Source organism: Pseudonocardia sp. HH130629-09, assembly GCF_001294645.1.
Classification (GTDB): domain Bacteria; phylum Actinomycetota; class Actinomycetes; order Mycobacteriales; family Pseudonocardiaceae; genus Pseudonocardia.
This window is the reverse complement of sequence record NZ_CP011868.1, coordinates 5,446,890-5,466,026: the sequence shown is the minus strand read 5'-3', so window position 1 is coordinate 5,466,026 and position 19,137 is coordinate 5,446,890. Positions and strand designations below refer to the sequence as shown.

Here is a 19,137-nt window from a genome sequence, read left to right as displayed (position 1 = left end):
AACGGGTCGGCTCAGGGGGCGGTGCGGCGGAAGGTGATGTCGTCGATCTGGGTCTGGTTGTTCGGACCCAGGTTCGTGATCCACAGCAGCACGTGCTGGGTGGGGCGGCCCGGGTCGAGCCCGACCGTCGTCCGTCCCGCGGACAGGGTGACGGTGTCGAGCAGCGTCGTGTCCCCCAGCGTCGGCGCGGCGGACGGGGCCGAGCGGACCTGCACGACCGCACTCGCGGTCGGCGAGTCGATGGTGAGCCCGGTGAGCGGTTCGGCGGCGCCGAACGAGGCCAGCACGCCGATCCCGGGCTTGAGCGCCGGGAAGGGCTGGAAGTAGCGGCTCGTGCTCCACACGGTGGAGGGGTCGCCGTCGACGACGTTGCCGACGGTGCCGGCGTTGTCCGCGTCGCCGACCGGGTCGAACACCGTCGCCGACACGCCCTGCACCGCGACGCCCGTCCCCGACGGTGCGGCCGGGTCCTGCGGGGCGGGCACCTGCTGCTGCACCGGTGCGCTCGCCGCGGGCGGGATCACGACCGGCGGGGTGCCACCGCCACCGAACAGCATGCCCAGCTGCACGGCGACCCACCCGAGCAGGGCCAGCACGCCGACGGCGAGCACTCCGAGGCCGATCCGCAGGTTGCGGCGGCGCCGGGGGTCGTTGCGGGTGTCGGGCAGCCGGTCGGAGTCCTGCCACACGTCGTCCGGCTCGGCGGGGGCGCCGTCGTGCACCGGTGGGAAGAACGCCTGGTCGGCGTCCTCCGCGACGACGTCCGCCAGCATCCGGTGCATCGCCGCGGCGGTGTGCACCCGGCTGACGCCGTCGCCCTGGCCGAGCGCTCCGCTGCACAGCGTGTCCAGCTCCAGCGGCACCCCGGGGCGCAGCTGCGACGCCGGGCGCAGCCGGCCCGCGGGCGTGCGGTCGGCGGCGACGAGCCCGGCCCGGGCGGCGTCGGACACCGACAGCGGCCAGCGCCGGGTGAGCAGGCAGTAGAGGACCCCGCCGAGCCCGCGGACGTCGTCCGCGGCGGACACCGACGGGCGCGGGAGCAGGAAGGCCAGCATGGCGCGACCGTCCGGGGTGATCCGGACCCGCTGCGGGTGGTCGCAGCCGAGGACCAGGCCCTGCTGGTGGGCCTCGGTGGCGGCGGCCGACAGGGTCTCGACGGCCTTCGCGGCCCGCTGCGCGCGGACCGGGCCCTCGGCCACGGTCTCGGCCAACGACCGCCCGGGCACCCACTCGGCGACGGCGGCGCCCAGGACGTCGGCAGGCAGGCCGTGCGTGCCCGGGGCCAGGACGTCGAGCAGCCGGGCACTGCCGGAGTGCTCGAAGCAGCCCGAGCGCAGGGCGCGCACGATCATCTCACCGGCGCGGGCGGTGCCCTCGGGGTCGTCGGAACGGTCGTCGGCGGGCAGCCTGCGCAGCAGCGTGACGCCGACGGGACGGCGCAGCACGGTGTCCTCGGCGCGCCAGAACTCCGCCCCGGCGGCCGGGTCGGACCCGATCCGCTGGCGGAGCACGTAGCGCTCGGTGAGCGGCGAGCCCGCCGTCGTGCTCGCGGTCTCGCGGACGGCCGGGATGCGCTCGGTGGGCCGGGCCTGGGCCGGAACGGCGGGAACGGCGGCCGTCGGCTGTTCGTCCGCGGGCGCCCCGGCGGTCCCGGGTGCGTCGGCGGTCCCGGGTGCGTCGGCGGTCCCGGGTGCGTCGGCGGTCGCCGCGGCGTCGACGGGGTCGAGCGACGGGTGCGGACGAGGTGCCACGTCGTCCTCGACGGGGTGGGGGCCGGTCCGGGCAGTGCGCTCGCCGATCTGCCCGCTCAACGGCCTCGCCCTCCCCTGGCGCTCGGTGTCGTGTCCGGCGTCAGCCTACGGCACTCGGTCGGATGCGGACGAGCCGAGAACACGCCCCCGGACCCGTCTCCCCTGTCTTCGGTGACGGGCGCCGATCGGTTTGCCTACCCATCCTCGCGATTCGCCCGAAAGCAGCGGTGATGCGACGAGCGGTCAATACCGTACGGCGAACGACGTCGGTGTTCCTTGTCTCCCCCCGATCCCTCCCCGGTGTCTCCCCGACGTCCCTCCCGGGCTCAGGAGCGGTGGGCGTGTCCGGACGGCGCCGGCCCCGGTGGCACGGGGGCGTCGGGGGGCGGGCCCGGTCCGGGGCCGGGTCCCGGGCCACCGGACGGACCGGGTGCGGCGGCCGGACGCAGCCTGCGCAGCACCCGTCGGACCACCAGGACCACGAGGACGCCGCCCGCGATCGCGGTCAGCCAGACGGTGACCGTTCCGTAGACGGTCGACCGGACCCGCAGCCGGGTGTCCGGCCCGAGCGCGACGCCGTCCGGGGTGAGCAGGCCGGCGTCCACGCTGAACACCCCGGAGCGGGTGACCTGGGCACTGACCCGAACCTGGACGCGGCCGCGCGGCGGTACCGCCTGCACCTCGATCGGGGCGACCCGCAGACCGGTGGTGCTCGACAGCACCACCCGCACGTTCATCGTCACCGGCAGCCCGTTGGCTACGGTGATCAGCAGCGGTGCGTCGCTGGTCCCGAGCGAGTACGGGCTGGGCGGCTCGACCACCCGCACCGAGGCGCGGATCTGGGCCACCCGGTCGGCGACGACGGTCTGCTCCTGCTCGGCGCGCGCCGGGTCGCCCCGCCACCACGACGACACCGTCCGCAGGGTGCCGGTCACCAGCGGGTCGAACACGTCGGCGGGGCTCGCCCCGACCCCGGTGCGGGCCTCGGCCGCGGCGCGCAGCGCCTCGATCGTCCTGACCTGGTCGGCCACCCCGGACACGATGCTCCCCGGGATCTCCGCGCCGCCGGCCTGCGGTGGGTAGAACAGCTGTGTCCCGCCGGTCCGGATCTCGCCCCCGGTGAGGGTGGGCAGGCCGGTCGGGGCGATCCGGCCGTCCTGGATCAGCGAGGTCAGGGCGGTCAGCACCCCGGCAGCAGCCGGTCCGTCCGCGGCCCAGCGGTGCGGCGGCGCGACGACCAGCGGCCCGTCGGCCTCCCCGGCGCGCAGCGCGAGGGCCCCGGCGAGGTCCTGGCCGGCGAGCCCGCCCGCGGCCCCCTGCTGCACCTCGATACCGGCGGGTCCGGTCGCGGCCTCGGTGAGCAGCGGGTCGGTGAGCAGCGCGGACTCGTCGCCGTCCCGGCCGGTGCCGTCGGAGCCGCCCACCCGCACCCGGCCCGACGCCGTCGCGCCGGTCACCCCGTCGGCGGAGAGCAGCAGCCGGGTCCCGCCGCCGAGCGCGTCCAGCGTTGCCTCGTCGACGACGCCGTCGACGGGCCACACGACGCCGTCGAGGACGGTGGTCCCGAGCTCGGCGGACAGGGTCCGGCGGCCGCTGTCCAACGCGGTCCGGACGAGGTCGGCCTGGCCGCCGCGGACCAGGGCGACCAGGTCGGCGTCCGACGGCGGCAGGGCGATCACGCAGGTCCCGCGCGCGGCCGCGGTCAGCGCCGCCAGCCACTGGCCCGCCGCCTCCGCGCCGCGCCCCGGCTCGGACTCGTCGGGGCCGGTGACGACGTCGTAGCCGTCGCGCATGGCGGCCGCGGTGGCGACGAGCTCGGGGTCGATCGCCAGGCAGAGCGCGGACCGGGTCGGGGACCCGGCGGGCGCCGCGGAGCCCAGCGCCTCGACCAGCCCGCGCAGCCGCCCGCCCTGGGCGAAGGAGACCGCGAGGTCGTCGTCGGTCAGCAGCGGCGGTTCGCCGGGCAGCGGCGGGACCCGGCGCGGGGGGTCGGTGATCGGGTACAGCATCGTCACCGGCGCGGTGGCCCCCGGCGCCGGCGGCGACGCGGCCCCCGGGAGCGACGACACCGGCAGCAACGTGCGGACCCCGGCCAGCCGCGACGGCGCGCCGTCGACCGTCCCGTTGAGGTTGACCAGCAGCGGGTAGGTGCCCGGGTCGGGCAGCGCCAGCGTCGACTGCGGGGGCCCGGTGAGCGGGACGGCGTAGCGGAACGGGACCGACGCACCCGACGGGAGCGGGCCGAGGTCGGCGAACGGCGGCGTCGCGTCGTCGACCGCGGCCTCCCCGGCCAGCGCGGTCCGCAGCGCCGCCTCACCGGCGAGCGCCGGCCCGCGCTGCACCCGGACGGCCAGGTCGTCGACGGTCCCTGGGCCGGTGTTGGTGACGGTGCCGGTGACGACGAGCTCACCCGGCCCCGCCGACGTCACCACCCGCGGGGTCATCGTGGCGACGTCGAGCCGGACCGGGGCGGCGGCCTGCTGGGCCGGTTGCCGCACCGGTTGCTGCACCGGACTGTCCCGGGCGGCGGCGTGCGGGGCGCCCGCCGGGAACGCCGCGGGGAGGAACAGCGCCACCACCGCGGTGAGCACGATCGCGACCAGGGCCGCGACCCGGCTCACGCCGTCTCCTCCAGCAGGTCGGCCGCATGCCGGATCAGCCGGCGCTCGTCGGCGTAGGCGAGACGGCCCTCGAGCTCGTCGAGCGGAACCCAGGCCACCTCGGATACCTCGACGTCCTCGTCGCAGAGCTCGCCGCCGAGGGCGCGCATCAGGTAGTGGTGGACCGTCTTGTGGACGCGCCGGTCCTCGGCGACGAACCAGAAGTCGATGGTGCCCAGGGGAGCCAGCACCTCACCGATGATGCCGGTCTCCTCCTGCACCTCGCGCACCGCGGCCTGCTCTGCGGTCTCACCGGCCTCGATGTGGCCCTTGGGCAGCGACCACAGCAACCGGCCCCGGCGGTCCAGCCGGCCGATCAGCGCGGCGGCGCCGGTCTCGGGATGCACGACGAGCCCACCGGCGGACGTCTCGTCCACCGTGCGCAGCCGGCGACGACCGTCCGGGGACCGGTCGGAGCGCCCGGCACGGCCGGCGCGTGCGCCCCGGCTCTCACGGCCGGGTTCCGCGCCGCGCCCTGCCGAGGAGCGGCCGCGGGAGGGGGACATGTGGCGATGGTAACGAGGAGGTGGCCCGAAGGGGGGTCGACGAGCCGCCCTCGGCCGTGGCGTCACCCGGTCGCCCCGTCGTCGATCACCGGTCGGACGGTGCGGGACGACCGGAGGACCCGTGCCCGGCGGCCGGGCGCGTTGCCTAGACTGGCCCGTCGTGTCCTCGTCGTCCCCGTCCTCCACCGCCCGACAGGTGACCCGGCCCCCGGCCGGATCCGCCCCGGACCCGGACGAGTTGCAGCGAGCACAGGAGAACGCCGTGGTCGCACTGCTCGACGTCCTGGCCGTCGCCGACGAGCTGGCCGCCCGGTTCGCCGCCCGTGGGCACCTGCTCTACCTCGTCGGCGGCAGCGTCCGCGACGCCGTGCTGCGCGGTACCGGCGCGTCGACCCGGGACTCCGGCGACCTCGACTTCACCACCGACGCCCGCCCCGAGCAGATCCTCGCGATCGTGCGCGGCTGGGCCGAGGCGGTCTGGGACACCGGGATCGCGTTCGGGACCGTCGGACTGCGTCGCGACGGGCAGACCCTCGAGGTGACGACCTTCCGCGCCGACACCTACGACGGCACCTCCCGCAACCCCGAGGTCCGCTTCGGCGACACCGTCGAGGGCGACCTCGTGCGCCGCGACTTCACGGTCAACGCCATGGCGGTCGAGCTGACCGGGCCGCGGCGCCGCTTCGTCGACCCGCACGGCGGGTTCGCCGCGCTCGCCCAGGGCGTCCTGGACACCCCGGACACCCCGGAGCGCTCCTTCTCCGACGACCCGCTGCGGATGCTGCGCGCCGCCCGGTTCGTCTCCCAGCTCGGCTTCTCCCCCGCCGCGCGGGTCACCACCGCGATGACGGCGATGGCCGACGAGCTGACCCGGATCACCGCCGAGCGGGTGCAGGCCGAGTTCACCAAGCTGATGCTCGGCGAGCACCCCCGGCGGGGTCTGGAGCTGCTCTGCGACACCGGTCTGGCCCGGCACGTCGTCCCCGAGGTCCCGGCGATGCAGCTGGAGACCGACGAGCACATGCAGCACAAGGACGTCTACACCCACTCGCTCGTCGTGATGGAGCAGGCGATCGAGCGCGAGACCGACGGGCCGGACCTCACGCTGCGCCTGGCCGCGCTGCTGCACGACATCGGCAAGCCGGCGACCCGGCGCAAGGAGCCGGACGGGCGGGTCTCGTTCCACCACCACGAGGTGGTCGGGGCGAAGATGGCCCGCAAGCGACTGCGGGCGCTCAAGTACCCGAAGGCCCTGGTCGACGACGTGTGCCAGCTCGTCTACCTGCACCTGCGGTTCCACGGATACGGCAAGGGCGAGTGGACCGACTCGGCCGTGCGCCGCTACGTCGCCGACGCCGGGCCGCTGCTGGGGCGGCTGCACCAGCTGGTCCGCTCGGACTGCACCACGCGCAACCGGCGCCGGGCCGCGGCCCTGCAGCGCAACTACGACGGCCTGGAGAACCGGATCGCCGAGCTGCGCAAGCAGGAGGAGCTCGACGCGATCCGCCCCGATCTGGACGGCAACCGGATCATGGAGCTGCTGGGCATCCCGCCGGGGCCGGCCGTCGGGAAGGCCTACCGGCACATGCTGGCGCTGCGGATGGAGCAGGGGCCGATGGACGCCGAGCAGGCCGAGGCCGCGCTGCGGGCGTGGGCGGCCGAGAACCTCTGACCAGGACGTACGTCCTGTACGAACGTACACTTCGGTGTACGTACGTCCTACACGAACGTATGAACTATCATGTCCGGAGTACGACGCTACGGCGAACGGGTGGCAGAACCGCGTCCGCGTCGTAGGTGCGAACATGGACCCGTGCGGGAACACCGCGCCACGCGAGGCGCCGCTCTTCCCCCGGTCACGCCGGGGAGTCTGCTCGTCGCCGCCCCCGGTCTGGGCGACCCGAACTTCTCCCGGACGGTCGTCTACATGATCGAGCACCGTCCGCAGGGCAGCCTCGGGGTCGTGCTCAACCGGCCGGGCCAGGCCGCCGTGCGGGACGTGCTCCCGCGCTGGGCCGGGCTCACCAGCGACCCCGGGACCATGTTCGTCGGCGGGCCGGTGGAGGTCCGCACCGCGCTCTGCCTGGCCGCCCTGCGGACCGGGGAGACCGGCAGCGAGATCGGTGGGCTGATGCCGGTCCGGCCGCCGGTGCAGCTGGTCGACCTCGACTCCGACCCGGCCCCGCTCGCGCGGCGGCTGCGCGGCCTGCGGATCTTCGCCGGCTACTCCGGCTGGGACGCGGGTCAGCTGGGTGGGGAGATCGCCCGGGGTGACTGGTACGTCGTCCCCGGCCTGCCCGACGACCTGCTGACCACCGTCTACGACCAGCTGTGGGAACGGGTGCTGCGCCGCCAGGGCGTCCCGCTGGCGCTGCTCGCCACGTTCCCGCGGGATCCGGCCTGGAACTGACGCGGCCGACCACGTCGCGGTCCACGTGGCGCCGTTCGAGCGGATCACCCTCGACGGGGAGACGGTCCGCCCGCAGCCCGGCGGGTTCTACGGGGGCCGGGGCACCGACGAGGTCATCGGCCCGTTCACCGGCGGGCCGGGTTCCCGCGGCTGGTGGGCCCGGTCAGGCCTCGTGGGACAGGCCGGTGCGGGCCCCGGGCTCCGAGCCCGGCTCGGTGCCGGTCGCGTCGCGGCAGCCGGCCACCAGGTCGCAGCCGGCGCAGACCCCACCGCAGCTCGGGGCCGCGGCCTGCGCGGCGATCGCCGCGCAGGCGGCCCGCGCCCCGACCGCGCCACCGAGTCCGGCGAGCACGACCGTCCCGACCAGCGCGATCGCGCCGAGCACCCACGGGGCGGCGCCGGGGCGGTCCAGGGCCAGCAGCACCGTCCCGCCGACCAGGGCGATCACCCCGGCGGCCCCGACCGGCGGCGCGGCCACCCGGTTGGCGATCGCGAACGCGTCGGCGGTCCGCAGGCTGTCGGCGGTGCGGACACCGACGAAGCGGTTGCGCGGCAGCCGGCCGGTCGCCCCCAGCACGGCGAGGACGACGAGGACCACCCCGGCCAGCAGGAGCAGGGCGGCAAGGAGCAGGCGGAGCGTCGTGGGCACGTGACCAGGGTAGAACCCGGAGGAACGGGGGCGCCCGCCCCGGCTACCCTGGTCACATGTGCACGGCCCGCCGACTTCCCGGCGCGGCGTCGTAGCCACAACACGGCGCCGCGACGGCCCCTCCTGCGTGATGCGCACGAGCGGCCGCGACGTGTTCCGGGCCCCGAGTCGGGCCGTCACGACAGGCATCCCCGAGGTGAGACGGACATGAGCACCGAGACCACGACCGCGTCCGAGCAGCGTGCGGACCGCCCGGCGTACCGCTACGACGCCGAGATGGCCGCCCGCATCGAGCGGAAGTGGCAGGACTTCTGGGAGACCGAGCAGACCTTCCACGCCCCCGACCCGGGGCAGCCCGGCTCGGAGAAGCCGAAGGTCTACCTGATGGACATGTTCCCCTACCCCTCCGGGGCGGGGTTGCACGTCGGGCACCCGCTGGGCTTCATCGGCACCGACGTGCTGGGCCGCTACCTGCGGATGAACGGCCACAACGTGCTGCACCCGATGGGCTTCGACGCCTTCGGACTGCCCGCCGAGCAGTACGCCGTGCAGACCGGGACGCACCCGCGGACGACGACCGAGACCAACATCGCCCGCTACCGGCAGCAGCTGCGTCAGCTGGGCCTGGGCCACGACCCGCGCCGCTCGGTGTCCACCACCGACATCGAGTTCTACCGCTGGACCCAGTGGATCTTCCGCGAGATCTTCGAGTCCTGGTACGACACCGACGCCGACCGCGCCCGCCCGATCTCCGAGCTGCGTGCCGAGTTCGAGGCCGGCACCCGCCCGACCCCGGACGGCCGTCCGTGGGCCGAGCTGTCCGAGGGCGAGCGGCGCGCGGCGATCGACGGCCACCGGCTGGCCTACATCTCCGAGGCCCCGGTCAACTGGTGCCCCGGCCTGGGCACCGTGCTGGCGAACGAGGAGGTCACCCCCGACGGCCGCTCCGAGCGCGGCAACTTCCCCGTCTTCCGCCGCAACCTGAAGCAGTGGATGATGCGGATCACCGCCTACGCCGACCGGCTGGCCGACGACCTGGACCGGGTCGACTGGCCGGAGTCGGTCAAGGCGATGCAGCGCAACTGGATCGGCCGCTCCGAGGGGGCCCGCGTCCGGTTCCCCGTGGTCGGTTCCGACGACGCCGTCGAGGTCTTCACGACCCGCCCGGACACCCTGTTCGGCGCCACCTACATGGTGCTGGCGCCCGAGCACCCGCTGGTGTCCTCGCTGGTCCCGGCGCAGTGGCCGGACGGCACAGATCCCCGCTGGACCGGTGGCGCCGCGACGCCCGCCGGGGCCGTCGCCGCGTACCGCGCCGAGGCCGCGCGCAAGTCGGAGCTGGACCGGCAGGAGAACAAGGACAAGACCGGTGTGTTCACCGGCGCGTACGCCACCAACCCGGTGAACGGCGCGGCCGTCCCGGTGTTCGTCGCCGACTACGTGCTGATGGGCTACGGCACCGGCGCGATCATGGCGGTGCCCGCCGAGGACACCCGCGACTGGGACTTCGCCGCCGCGTTCGGGCTGCCGCACGTGCGCACGGTGGCGCCGCCGTCGGACTGGGACGGTGGCGCCTACACCGGCGACGGCCCGACCATCAACTCCGCGAACGACGAGATCAGCCTGAACGGGCTGGGCGTCGACGAGGCCAAGCGCACGATCATCGACTGGCTGGCCGCGACGGGCGCGGGCGAGGGCGTCGTGCAGTACAAGCTGCGCGACTGGCTGTTCTCCCGGCAGCGCTACTGGGGCGAGCCGTTCCCGGTCGTCTGGGACGAGCACGGTCCGATCGCGCTGCCCGAGGACCAGCTGCCCGTCGTCCTGCCCGACGTCGACGACTACTCGCCCAAGACCTACGCCCCGGACGACGCGAACTCCGAGCCGGAGCCGCCGCTGTCCCGGGCGCACGAGTGGGTGGCCGTCGAGCTGGACCTGGGCGACGGCCCGAAGCAGTACCGCCGCGAGACGAACACGATGCCGCAGTGGGCCGGGTCGTGCTGGTACTACCTGCGCTACCTGGACCCGGAGAACACCGAGCGGTTCGTCTCCGCCGAGGCCGAGAAGTACTGGATCGGCAAGGACACGGCGCGGTCGATCGCCGACCCGGGCGGCGTCGACCTGTACGTCGGCGGGGTCGAGCACGCCGTGCTGCACCTGCTGTACTCGCGGTTCTGGCACAAGGTCCTGTTCGACCTGGGCCACGTGAGCAGCGAGGAGCCGTTCCGGAAGCTGTTCAACCAGGGCTACATCCAGGCCTGGGCCTACACCGACGCCCGCGGCACCTACGTGCCGGCGGAGGAGGTCGTCGAGGTCGTGGGGGCGGACGGCACCGCCGGTTTCACGTGGAACGGGCAGCCCGTCACCCGGGAGTACGGGAAGATGGGCAAGTCGCTGAAGAACGTCGTGACGCCCGACGACATGTGCGACCGCTACGGCGCGGACACCTTCCGGCTGTACGAGATGTACACCGGTCCGATGGACGCCTCCCGCCCGTGGTCGACGCGCGACGTCGTCGGCCCGCAGCGGTTCCTGCAGCGGGTGTGGCGCAACCTGGTCGACGAGACGACCGGTGAGGTCACCGTCGTCGACACGGCGCCGTCGGAGGAGATCCTGCGGTCCGTGAACAAGGCGATCGCCGGCGTCCGCGCCGACTACCCCGCGCTGCACTACAACACCGCCGCCGCGAAGCTGATCGAGCTGAACAACGCCCTGACCAAGCGGGGCACGCCGGTCGAGCGCGAGGTCGCGGAGGCGCTGGTGCTGATGCTGGCACCGCTGGCCCCGCACATCGCCGAGGAGCTGTGGCAGAAGCTGGGCCACGACGACACGCTGGCCTACGCCCCGTTCCCGGTCGCCGACGAGCGCTACCTGGTCGCGGACACCGTCGAGTACCCGATCCAGGTCAACGGCAAGGTCCGCTCCCGGGTCGTCGTCGCCGCCGACGCCGGCCAGGACGACATCCGGACGGCCGCGCTGGCCGACGAGAAGGTCGTCGCCGCGCTGGACGGGGCCGAGCCGAAGAAGGTCATCGTCGTCCCGGGGCGCCTGGTCAACGTCGTCCGGTAGGGAACGCAGGCGACCTCCTGCCCGTTGAGGCGGGCAGGAGGTCCGTCATGAGCACAGTCCTGACCCTGATCGTGGTGCTGGCCGTCGTCGCGGCCGTCGTCTGGCTGGTGCGGCGGCACAACGCGGACTCCGCCGACGCCCTGGCCGACGCCCAGGCCGAGTCCCGGCGCTGGGTGGAACGGCTCGGCGGCCAGGTCCTGGCCCTGACCGGGACCGACGAGGCGAGCCGCCAGGCGCTGGCCGACGCGGCCGAGCGCTACACCGCGGCGGGCTCGCAGATGGAGCAGGCGCGGACCCCCGCGCAGTGCCGGCAGGTCACCGAGACCGCCTACGAGGGCCTCTACTACGTCCGAGCCGCACGCACCGCGATGGGCATGGACCCCGGACCCGAGCTGCCGCCGTTGCCCGGCCAGTCCCGCGCCGGTGAGGTCACCGAGGACCGCGAGATCGAGGTGGAGGGTCGCAGCCTGGGCGCGTCGCCCCGACCGACCGACCGCAACAGCCACTACTACCCCGGCGGGACCGTCGCCGGGCGCCCGGTGCCGCGCGGCTGGTACTCCGAGCCCTGGTGGAAGCCCGCACTCGTCGCCGGGGCCTGGGGCGTCGGCTCGGCGTTGCTGTTCACCTCGCTGTTCAGCGGGATGGCCGGCGCCGACCAGGCCGCCTACGCCGACGGGTTCGCCGACGGCGCAGCCCTCGACGACCCGGGCTTCGACGGCGGGGTCGACGGAGCCGACCCGGGCTTCGACGGCGGCTTCGACGGCGGGGGCCTGCTCGACAACGACTCCGACTTCGGCGGGGACTTCTTCTGACCCGCGCGGTCATCGCCGCTGCGGCCGGTCAGGCCCGGGACCCGCGCCGGACCGGCTTCTCCGGCCGCCGGGTCGCCCCGTTCTCCGGTGCAGGCGGGGTGGACAGGGCGGGCTCGGCGAGCCAGGCCTCCACGGCGTCGAGGACGAACGCGGCGTCGTCGAGAGCGGCGCGCGCCTCGGCGGCGGGGGCGGTCGCGTCGGAGTGGTCGGCCAGCGCCCGCCGGTTGTAGAGCGACCGCAGCAGCCGACCGGCGCGCGGGTCCAGCGACCGTTCCCGCACGACCCGGCGCACGAACGCGCTGACCACCTCGGAGTGCTCGGCGCGGGTCTCCCCCAGCACCAGCAGCGCGGTCTCGGCGGCGCGGAACGCGGCGTGGAACGCGCGGGAGACCGCGGCGTCGCCGAAGCCGTTCTCCGCCAGCACCCGGGCCCCGCCCAGCTCGACCCGGGCCCGGGCGAGCCCGCCGTTCACCCGCCGGGTCACCGGACCCGCACCGCCTCGGCGCGGGCCCGCACGACCGTCGGATCGGCGGCGCGGACGAGCTCGCCCTGCCCGACCGGCAGCACGCTGATCGTCAGCCCGGTCCGCCGGGTGTGCTGCCACAGCACGTCGTCCATCGCGCGGACCTCCTCCCATGGCAGGATCGGGACCCCGTCGTCGTCGAGCACCACGAGCAGGTCGATCGCGGACTCGACCGAGCCCTCCCCGCTGGCCCAGGACCCGAACAGCAGCACCTGGCGCAGTCGGGGTCCGTAGAGCAGGGCCAGGTCGTCGGCGACGGCGGCGGGCACGTCGTCGTTGGACGGGTCCGGATCGGGGTGGCGGGCCTTGATCCGCTCGCCGTCCTCGGCGCCGATCAGGCCGGCCACGACCAGCCAGTCCGCCGCCCGGCGCCGGGCACGGGCGTCGCGGAAGCGGTACCACTGGTCACGGACCTCGGGGAACTCGAACAGCGTGTTCTTGAACCGGCGGAACGCGCCCCGGCCGTCGATCGCGCGGTCCAGCAGCGCCGCGGCCCGGCGGTGCTGCACGCCCGCGGTGAAGTCGGACATGTCCCGGTAGGACTCCCGGCTGGTCACCGGCCGGATCTCCACCCAGTCCGGATCGGGCCGGGTGCCGCCGGACACGCCGTGCACCTCGGCGTCGGCCGGGTCGAGGTACCGGGTGACCTCCGGCGTGCGGTCCTCGAGCGCGTCCGCGAGCGCGGACAGATCGAGGCGGGCGGGGTCGAGCACGGGGCGACTCTATGCCCGGTCCGGGGCGCGTGGCAGCCGTCGCGGGGCCTAGTACTCCAGCCGCACTTCGTTAGCTGGGCTGTCTTCGTCGTCGGTAGTGGCTTTCGCGGGCTCGGTGTTGGTGGCGGCGACGCCAGGTCGACCAGGCCCAGCCCACGGTGCGGGCGGGGATGTGGATCAGAGATGCCAGGAGACGTCGGATCTCGGCGAGGGTGAGCGGGATGAGCCCGTGAGCAGGTCTTTTGGGGCGATCGCCGCGGTGACCGAGAGGTAGGCGTGGGCGAGCATGGCCAGGGTGATGTGGCGGTACCAGGCGTCGTAGCGGCGGACCTGGTACTGGTCGAGTCCGATGTCGTTCTTCGCGGTCTGGAAGCACTCCTCGATCGCCCACCGTGCCCCGGCGACCCGGACCAACTCCCGCAGCGGTGTGGCGGCGGGTGCGGCGCAGCGGTAGAACGCCAGCTCACGGACCGTCTTGCCCTCGGGAACGGTGGTCTGGCGGCGGGCCAGCAGCCAGTGCCCCCGACCCGGAGGGGAGGCCGTCGGTGTCGAGGGTGACCGCGGTCCAGTCGTAGGCGCGCTCGCCGTGCGCGCCCGGGCCGACCGAGCGCGGTTCCCAGGCGTCTCGGTCGGTGTCGGGTTCGCGGCCGCTGGCGATCGTGGCGGGGACCTCGTGTCGTCGGACGGGGCGGAGCATGGTCGTCGACCTCACCGGGGTATCTCGTGGGGCGTGGGCTGCGGCAGCATCACGGAAGATCGTTCCTATGGCTTCGGTGCGGTGCCGGTTCGGCGTCGGTCCGTCCGCCGAGGTGGCGGGCCAGGAACCGCTCGGTGGCGCGGTGGAAGTCGATCTGGTTCTGCGGATTGACGAACCCGTGTCCCTCGTCGTCCTTGACCAGGTACTCCACCTCGACGTCGCGATCGCGCAGAGCGGCGACGATGGTGTCGGACTCCGCGCGCACCACGCGGACGTCGTTGGCGCCCTGGACGACCAGCAGCGGGGTGCGGATCCGGTCGGCCCGGTGGATCGGGGACCGGGCCGCCATGTCCGCAGCCTGCTCGGGGACGTCCGGATCACCGACGTAACGGCCCCAGAAGTTGGTCAGGTTCCTGCGGACGAACGGCGGCACACTTTTCGCGAAGGACACCAGGTCGGAGATCCCGACGTAGTCCACGGCGGCGGCGAACACATCCGGAGTGAAGCTCACCGCGACCAGCGTCGCGTACCCGCCGTAGGAGCCCCCGACGATCCCGATCCGCTCCGGATCCGCCAGGCCGCGGCCCACCGCCCAGTTCACCGCGTCGATCAGATCGTCGTGCATCGCCCCCGCGAACTCCCCGACCGCCGCCTGAGTGTGAGCATTGCCGTAGCCGACCGAACCCCGGAAGTTGACCTGGAGGACCGCGTAGCCGCGGTTGGCCAACAGCTGCGTCTGCGGGCCGAACCCCCAGGCGTCGCGGTACCAGGGTCCGCCGTGCACCAACAGCACCAACGGCAGGGTCGTCGGCTCGGTCGCGACCGGCAGGGTCAGGTACGACGGCAGCGCCCGCCCGTCGCGGGCGGTGATCGTCACCGGCGTCATCGGGGCCAGCGCGGCCGGGTCCAGGCGTGGGTCGTCGGCGAACAGCAGCCGCGACGCGCCCGTGGAGTGGTCGTAGAGCCAGGTGCGGTCCGGGTCGCGGTCGTGGGTGAACGACACCACCCAGCGGGTGCCGGTGTCGTCGGTGGAGATCGCTTCCAGATCGCCGTCGGACAACTGCTCGACCTTGGCCAGTACATCGGCGAAGTGCGGGTCCAACGCGTGGATGACCTGGCGCTCACCGAGGTATCGCACCCCCAGCAGCTCCCCGGTGTGCCGGTGGCGGATCAGCGGTGACTCGGTCTGTCTGACCCCCTGCAACACTGCGCGGCGCAGCGCGTCCAGGTCCAGCTCGGGATGGCTGTCGACCTCGGTCTCGACCCCGGTGGTCAGGTCGAGTCGGGCCAGCCGCATCCGGTCGGACCCGGTGTAGGAGCCGAACCACATGCCGGACCCGTCCGCGGTCAGCTCCCCGGGGACCAGTCCGTAGAGGTGATCGCGGCCGGAGAACTCGGCGATGGTCTCCGGGGCGCCGTCGTTCCAGCGCGCCACGACGATCGTGCCGTCAGCGGCCAGCATCTGGACGACCAGCCGCCCGTCGGGGGCTGCGACCAGTCCATCACCTGGCCCGGGTTCTGAGCCAGCACGGTCAGTTCGCCGGTGGCCACGTCCAGCTCCGCCAGGTCCATCTCGTCGACCCGACGCTGGTTGATCTGCAACAGCACTGTCCCCGGTCGCGCGACCGGCTGATCCCACTTCAGAACCCTGGCCCCTGGATACGGGGTCAGATCCACCACCGGGCGGTCCGGCCGAGTCACCTCGACCCGGAACAGGTGGAAGTTCTCGTCGCCGCCGTCGTCCTGGGCGTAGAGCAACCACCGCGAGTCCGCGGTCCAGGCAAAGCTCAGGATGTTGCGGGTCCGGTCCGCGGTGACCCGGCGTGGCTCGCCGTCGACGCCGTCGACCGCACCGAGGTCACGCACCCACACGTTGAGCCGGTCGCTCCACGGCGCCAGATAGGCGATCCGGGTGCCGTCCGGAGACAGCACCGCCTTGCTGTGCGCGGGCAGGGCGAACAGATCCTCGACCGCGATCAGGTCGGGATGAGCGGGCGTGGACGGTGCCATCAGTGTTCCTTCTGCCGGGTGCAACGATGCGCCCAACCGACACTGTGCCGTCGCGGCACACGCAACGCGCAGTGATCCGAATCACCGACGATACCGAAGGGGTCAGGCGCCTGGCGAAACGCCGCAGGTGCCGTTGCAGTACTAGTACTCCAGCCGCAGTTCGTGATATCTCTAGGCTAGGCTTTGATCTTGTGTATGTGGAGGAGGGTCTCGAGGCGTGGGCCGGTGGCTTGGACGGGTTGTTCGGGCTGGTGGCGGGGCGGTTCTTCCGGACAGAGCCGCGGCGTCGGGCACGGGCGTATGTGCGCGGGCTGTTGGCACCGTTGGCGGGGAAGAACGGGTGGACGTTGGCCGAGGTCGCCGGCGACACGACGCCGGATGGCATGCAGCGGCTGCTCAACTCCGCGACCTGGGACACCGACGGTGTCCGCGACGATCTGCGGGACTACGTGGTGGAGCACCTCGGCGAGGCCGGTGGGGTGCTGATTGTCGACGAGACCGGGTTCCTGAAGAAGGGGGCCAAGTCGGCCGGGGTGCAGCGCCAGTACTCCGGCACCGCGGGCAGGGTGGAGAACTGCCAGCTCGGAGTCTTCTGCGCCTATTCCACGAGCACGGGCCGCACGCTGATCGACCGCGAGCTCTACCTGCCGAAGTCCTGGACCGGGGACCGGGAACGCTGCCGGTCCGCGGCGGTGCCTGACGAGGTCGAGTTCGCCACCAAGGCGGTACTGGCCACCGACATGATCGGTCGGGCTCTCGACGCGGGAGCCCCGGCAGCATGGGTGGCCGCGGACGAGGCCTACGGACAGGATCACGAGTTCCGTTCCTGGTGCGAGCGGCGCCGGATCGGCTATGTCGTCGCCGTACCGCGCAGCCAATCCATCCCGCTCTCACCCAGTGGTGCTGACCTCGCAGTCGACATCGCCGGGCTGGTCGGGTCACGACGTGCTGACGACCTGGTCGCGCGTGCCCCGCAGCAGGCGTGGAAGCGTCGCTCAGCCGGTCCCGGGGCCAAGGGCGAGCGGCTCTATGACTGGGCGGTGGCCGGCCTGTACCCGCCCCCGGACGCCCCCGCTGGGTGGGGGCGCTGGCTACTGGTCCGGCGCCAGATCCTCACCGCCACCCAACTCGAGTCCGGTATGGAGCCGGAGCTGGCCTACTACCTCTGCGCTGGACCGCCCGGCACCGGCGACGACGACCTCATCCGGGTCGCCGGGGCGCGCTGGGCGATCGAGGAGTGCTTCCAGACCGCGAAGAACGACATCGGACTCGACCAGTACCAGGTCCGCCGCTACGACGCCTGGTACCGCCACATCACCCTGGCCATGCTCGCCCACGCCTACCTCTCGGTCACCGCGGCGATCGCCCCAAAAGACCTGCTCACGGGCTCATCCCGCTCACCCTCGCCGAGATCCGACGTCTCCTGGCATCTCTGATCCACATCCCCGTCCGCACCGTGGGCTGGGCCTGGTCGATCTGGCGTCGCCGTCACCAACACCGAGCCCGCGAAAGCCACTACCGGCAACGAAGACAGCCCAGCTAACGAACTGCGGCTGGAGTACTAGGTGTGATGTCCAGGCAGGTTGGTCAGGCGACTGATCGGCGGTAGGCCGTTGGTTGCGCTGTGGGGCCGGTGGTGATTGTAGAAGTGCAGCCAGCCGGGGAGCGCGTCTCGCCGAGCCGTTTCGCAGGAGTGGCGTCCACCAAGGTGGTGTGCGACCGGCCCGGTGACGAGCTGGTCGAGCTGTAGGGCGGCCACCGCGTGATCTTCTGAACGCCTCTCACAGCCCACAGAAGATGGATCACGCGATGACCGCACCCTCCAGTATCGACCCCACCGAGTTCCTGCACGAGCAGCTGTCCCAGGCGAGCCCGGATCTGCTGCGCCACATGTTGACCACGTTCATCAACACCCTGATGTCCGCCGACGCCGACTCGGTGTGCGGCGCGGCCTGGGGCGAGCGTTCCGAGGCTCGCACGAACACCCGCAACGGCTACCGCCACCGCGACTTCGACACCCGCGCCGGCACGATCGACGTGGCGATCCCCAAGCTGCGCAACGGCTCCTACTTCCCCGACTGGTTGCTGGAGCGTCGTCGCCGGGCGGAGCGGGCCCTGACCACGGTGGTCGCGACCTGCTACCTGCTCGGGGTCTCGACGCGGCGGATGGAGAAACTCGTCGACTCCCTGGGCATCACGAGGTTGTCGAAGTCGCAGGTCTCAGAGATGGCCCGGGACCTCGACGGCCAAGTCGAGCAGTTCCGGACGCGTCCGCTCGACCAGGGCCCCTACACCTTCGTCGCCGCCGACGCGCTCGTGCTCAAAGTCCGCGAGGGCGGCCGGGTCGTGGCAGTCCACGCCCTGCTCGCCACCGGGGTCAACGGCGACGGACACCGGGAGATCCTCGGCCTGCAGGTCAGCTCCGCCGAGGACGGCGCCGGCTGGCTGGGGTTCTTCCGCGACCTCACCGCCCGCGGTCTGACCGGCGTCGCGCTGGTCACCAGCGACGCCCACGCCGGCTTGGTGTCCGCGATCGGGGCGACCCTGCCCGGCGCCGCCTGGCAGAGGTGCAGGACGCACTACGCGGCGAACCTGATGGCTGCGACCCCGAAGCAGTCCTGGCCGTGGGTGCGGGCGTTGCTGCACTCGGTCTATGACCAGCCCGACGCCGCATCGGTGCACGCCCAGTTCGACCGGGTCCTCGACGCCTTGGCCGACAAGCTCCCGAAGGTCGCCGAGCACCTCGACGCCGCCCGAGCCGACGTCCTGGCCTTCACCGGCTTCCCGAAAGAACTGTGGCGCCAGATCTGGTCGAACAACCCCTCCGAGCGCCTGAACCGTGAGATCCGGCGCCGCACCGACGTCGTCGGGATCTTCCCCGACCGCGACTCCCTGATCCGCCTCGTCGGCGCGGTCCTGGCCGAGCAACACGACGAATGGGCCGAAGGACGCCGCTACCTCGGCCTCGACGTCCTCGCCCGCTCCCGCGTCACCACGATCCCCGACACCGCCACCAGCGCTGAGGAGGCGACCTCGACCACCACCATCCCGGCGCTCAGCGCCTGACCGAACAAGAAGATCACGCGGTCGTCGTCACACACCACGCCAGCGGACTTGACCCTGACCAGCGAGCTTCTGCGTCAGGAGATCGCGAAGGTTGCAGCGCAACTGCTCTGACCACAGCTGCACAGGTCACCGGCTCGCTAGCTCGGCGTCTGCACCCACACAACCAGGCCCCTGAGCTGCCGGAACGGCAGGTTGAAAAAGGCTCACTGAGCAACGACGCCGAAACACCGATCACGAGACAGGCCCATCCGGTCCGGTTCGTTCGATGGGTGGG

Annotated in this window: 14 protein-coding genes and 2 pseudogenes; 6 read left to right on the top strand and 10 right to left on the bottom strand. The window is 73.2% G+C overall.

Annotated elements, in window-relative coordinates:
- Positions 1–11 precede the first annotated feature (11 nt).
- The 3 genes from XF36_RS25455 to XF36_RS25445 all read right to left on the bottom strand — a co-directional run bounded on the left by XF36_RS25455 (position 12) and on the right by XF36_RS25445 (position 4,917).
- Positions 12–1,811, bottom strand: coding sequence for a protein kinase family protein (locus XF36_RS25455; RefSeq protein WP_060713915.1), 1,800 nt, complete (start codon positions 1,809–1,811; stop codon positions 12–14).
- Between the two features lie 266 nt (positions 1,812–2,077).
- Positions 2,078–4,372, bottom strand: coding sequence for a DUF6049 family protein (locus XF36_RS32760; protein WP_060713914.1), 2,295 nt, complete (start codon positions 4,370–4,372; stop codon positions 2,078–2,080).
- Complete coding sequence (locus XF36_RS25445) at positions 4,369–4,917, bottom strand: NUDIX hydrolase (RefSeq protein WP_202968446.1); 549 nt, start codon at positions 4,915–4,917, stop codon at positions 4,369–4,371. The genes XF36_RS32760 and XF36_RS25445 overlap by 4 nt, the downstream gene beginning before the upstream one ends.
- Positions 4,918–5,113: 196 nt before the next feature.
- Between XF36_RS25445 and XF36_RS25440 the strand changes: the two genes are divergently transcribed.
- Entirely contained in the window at positions 5,114–6,589 is a 1,476-nt protein-coding gene (locus tag XF36_RS25440) for a CCA tRNA nucleotidyltransferase (RefSeq protein ID WP_060713913.1), read from the top strand.
- A 141-nt stretch (positions 6,590–6,730) separates the two neighbouring features.
- Positions 6,731–7,327, top strand: a complete 597-nt coding sequence (locus tag XF36_RS25435) for a YqgE/AlgH family protein (protein WP_060713912.1) — start codon at positions 6,731–6,733, stop codon at positions 7,325–7,327.
- A 163-nt stretch (positions 7,328–7,490) separates the two neighbouring features.
- On the opposite strand, the gene XF36_RS31935 is transcribed toward XF36_RS25435, so the two are convergent.
- Entirely contained in the window at positions 7,491–7,976 is a 486-nt protein-coding gene (locus XF36_RS31935; protein WP_060713911.1) for an SdpI family protein, read from the bottom strand.
- Positions 7,977–8,183: 207 nt separating this feature from the next.
- Here XF36_RS31935 and leuS point away from each other — a divergent pair, with 207 nt between their 5' ends.
- Positions 8,184–11,042 carry a leucine--tRNA ligase gene (gene leuS / locus XF36_RS25425; protein WP_060713910.1) on the top strand — a complete coding sequence of 953 codons (2,859 nt, stop codon included), beginning with the start codon at positions 8,184–8,186 and terminating at the stop codon, positions 11,040–11,042.
- A 47-nt stretch (positions 11,043–11,089) separates the two neighbouring features.
- A complete protein-coding gene (locus tag XF36_RS25420; RefSeq protein WP_060713909.1) occupies positions 11,090–11,854 on the top strand; it encodes a hypothetical protein in 765 nt (254 codons plus the stop codon).
- A 28-nt stretch (positions 11,855–11,882) separates the two neighbouring features.
- Here XF36_RS25420 and XF36_RS25415 read toward each other — a convergent pair whose 3' ends face one another.
- The 5 genes and pseudogenes from XF36_RS25415 to XF36_RS34570 form a co-directional block, all read right to left on the bottom strand.
- Positions 11,883–12,338 (bottom strand): HEPN domain-containing protein, encoded by a 456-nt coding sequence (locus XF36_RS25415; protein WP_060713908.1) that lies wholly within the window; start codon positions 12,336–12,338, stop codon positions 11,883–11,885.
- Positions 12,335–13,090 carry a UPF0158 family protein gene (locus XF36_RS33475; protein WP_060713907.1) on the bottom strand — a complete coding sequence of 252 codons (756 nt, stop codon included), beginning with the start codon at positions 13,088–13,090 and terminating at the stop codon, positions 12,335–12,337. Before XF36_RS33475 ends, XF36_RS25415 begins: the two co-directional genes overlap by 4 nt.
- A 177-nt stretch (positions 13,091–13,267) precedes the next feature.
- A pseudogene (locus XF36_RS34575) lies at positions 13,268–13,709 on the bottom strand (IS701 family transposase); the annotation flags it as partial.
- 127 nt (positions 13,710–13,836) lie between these two features.
- Positions 13,837–15,249: an alpha/beta hydrolase family protein gene (locus tag XF36_RS25395; RefSeq protein WP_238588953.1), complete on the bottom strand. Its 1,413-nt coding sequence runs from the start codon at positions 15,247–15,249 to the stop codon at positions 13,837–13,839.
- Entirely contained in the window at positions 15,135–15,797 is a 663-nt protein-coding gene (locus XF36_RS34570; protein ID WP_238588954.1) for a TolB family protein, read from the bottom strand. Before XF36_RS34570 ends, XF36_RS25395 begins: the two co-directional genes overlap by 115 nt.
- Positions 15,798–15,994: 197 nt before the next feature.
- Between XF36_RS34570 and XF36_RS25390 the strand changes: the two genes are divergently transcribed.
- Positions 15,995–17,233, top strand: a complete 1,239-nt coding sequence (locus XF36_RS25390; protein ID WP_414706251.1) for an IS701 family transposase — start codon at positions 15,995–15,997, stop codon at positions 17,231–17,233.
- Between the two features lie 125 nt (positions 17,234–17,358).
- Here XF36_RS25390 and XF36_RS31930 read toward each other — a convergent pair.
- A pseudogene (locus XF36_RS31930) lies at positions 17,359–17,466 on the bottom strand (IS481 family transposase); the annotation flags it as partial.
- 140 nt (positions 17,467–17,606) lie between these two features.
- Between XF36_RS31930 and XF36_RS25385 the strand changes: the two are divergent.
- Positions 17,607–18,863, top strand: coding sequence for an IS256 family transposase (locus XF36_RS25385; RefSeq protein ID WP_060710654.1), 1,257 nt, complete (start codon positions 17,607–17,609; stop codon positions 18,861–18,863).
- Positions 18,864–19,137: the final 274 nt, after the last annotated feature.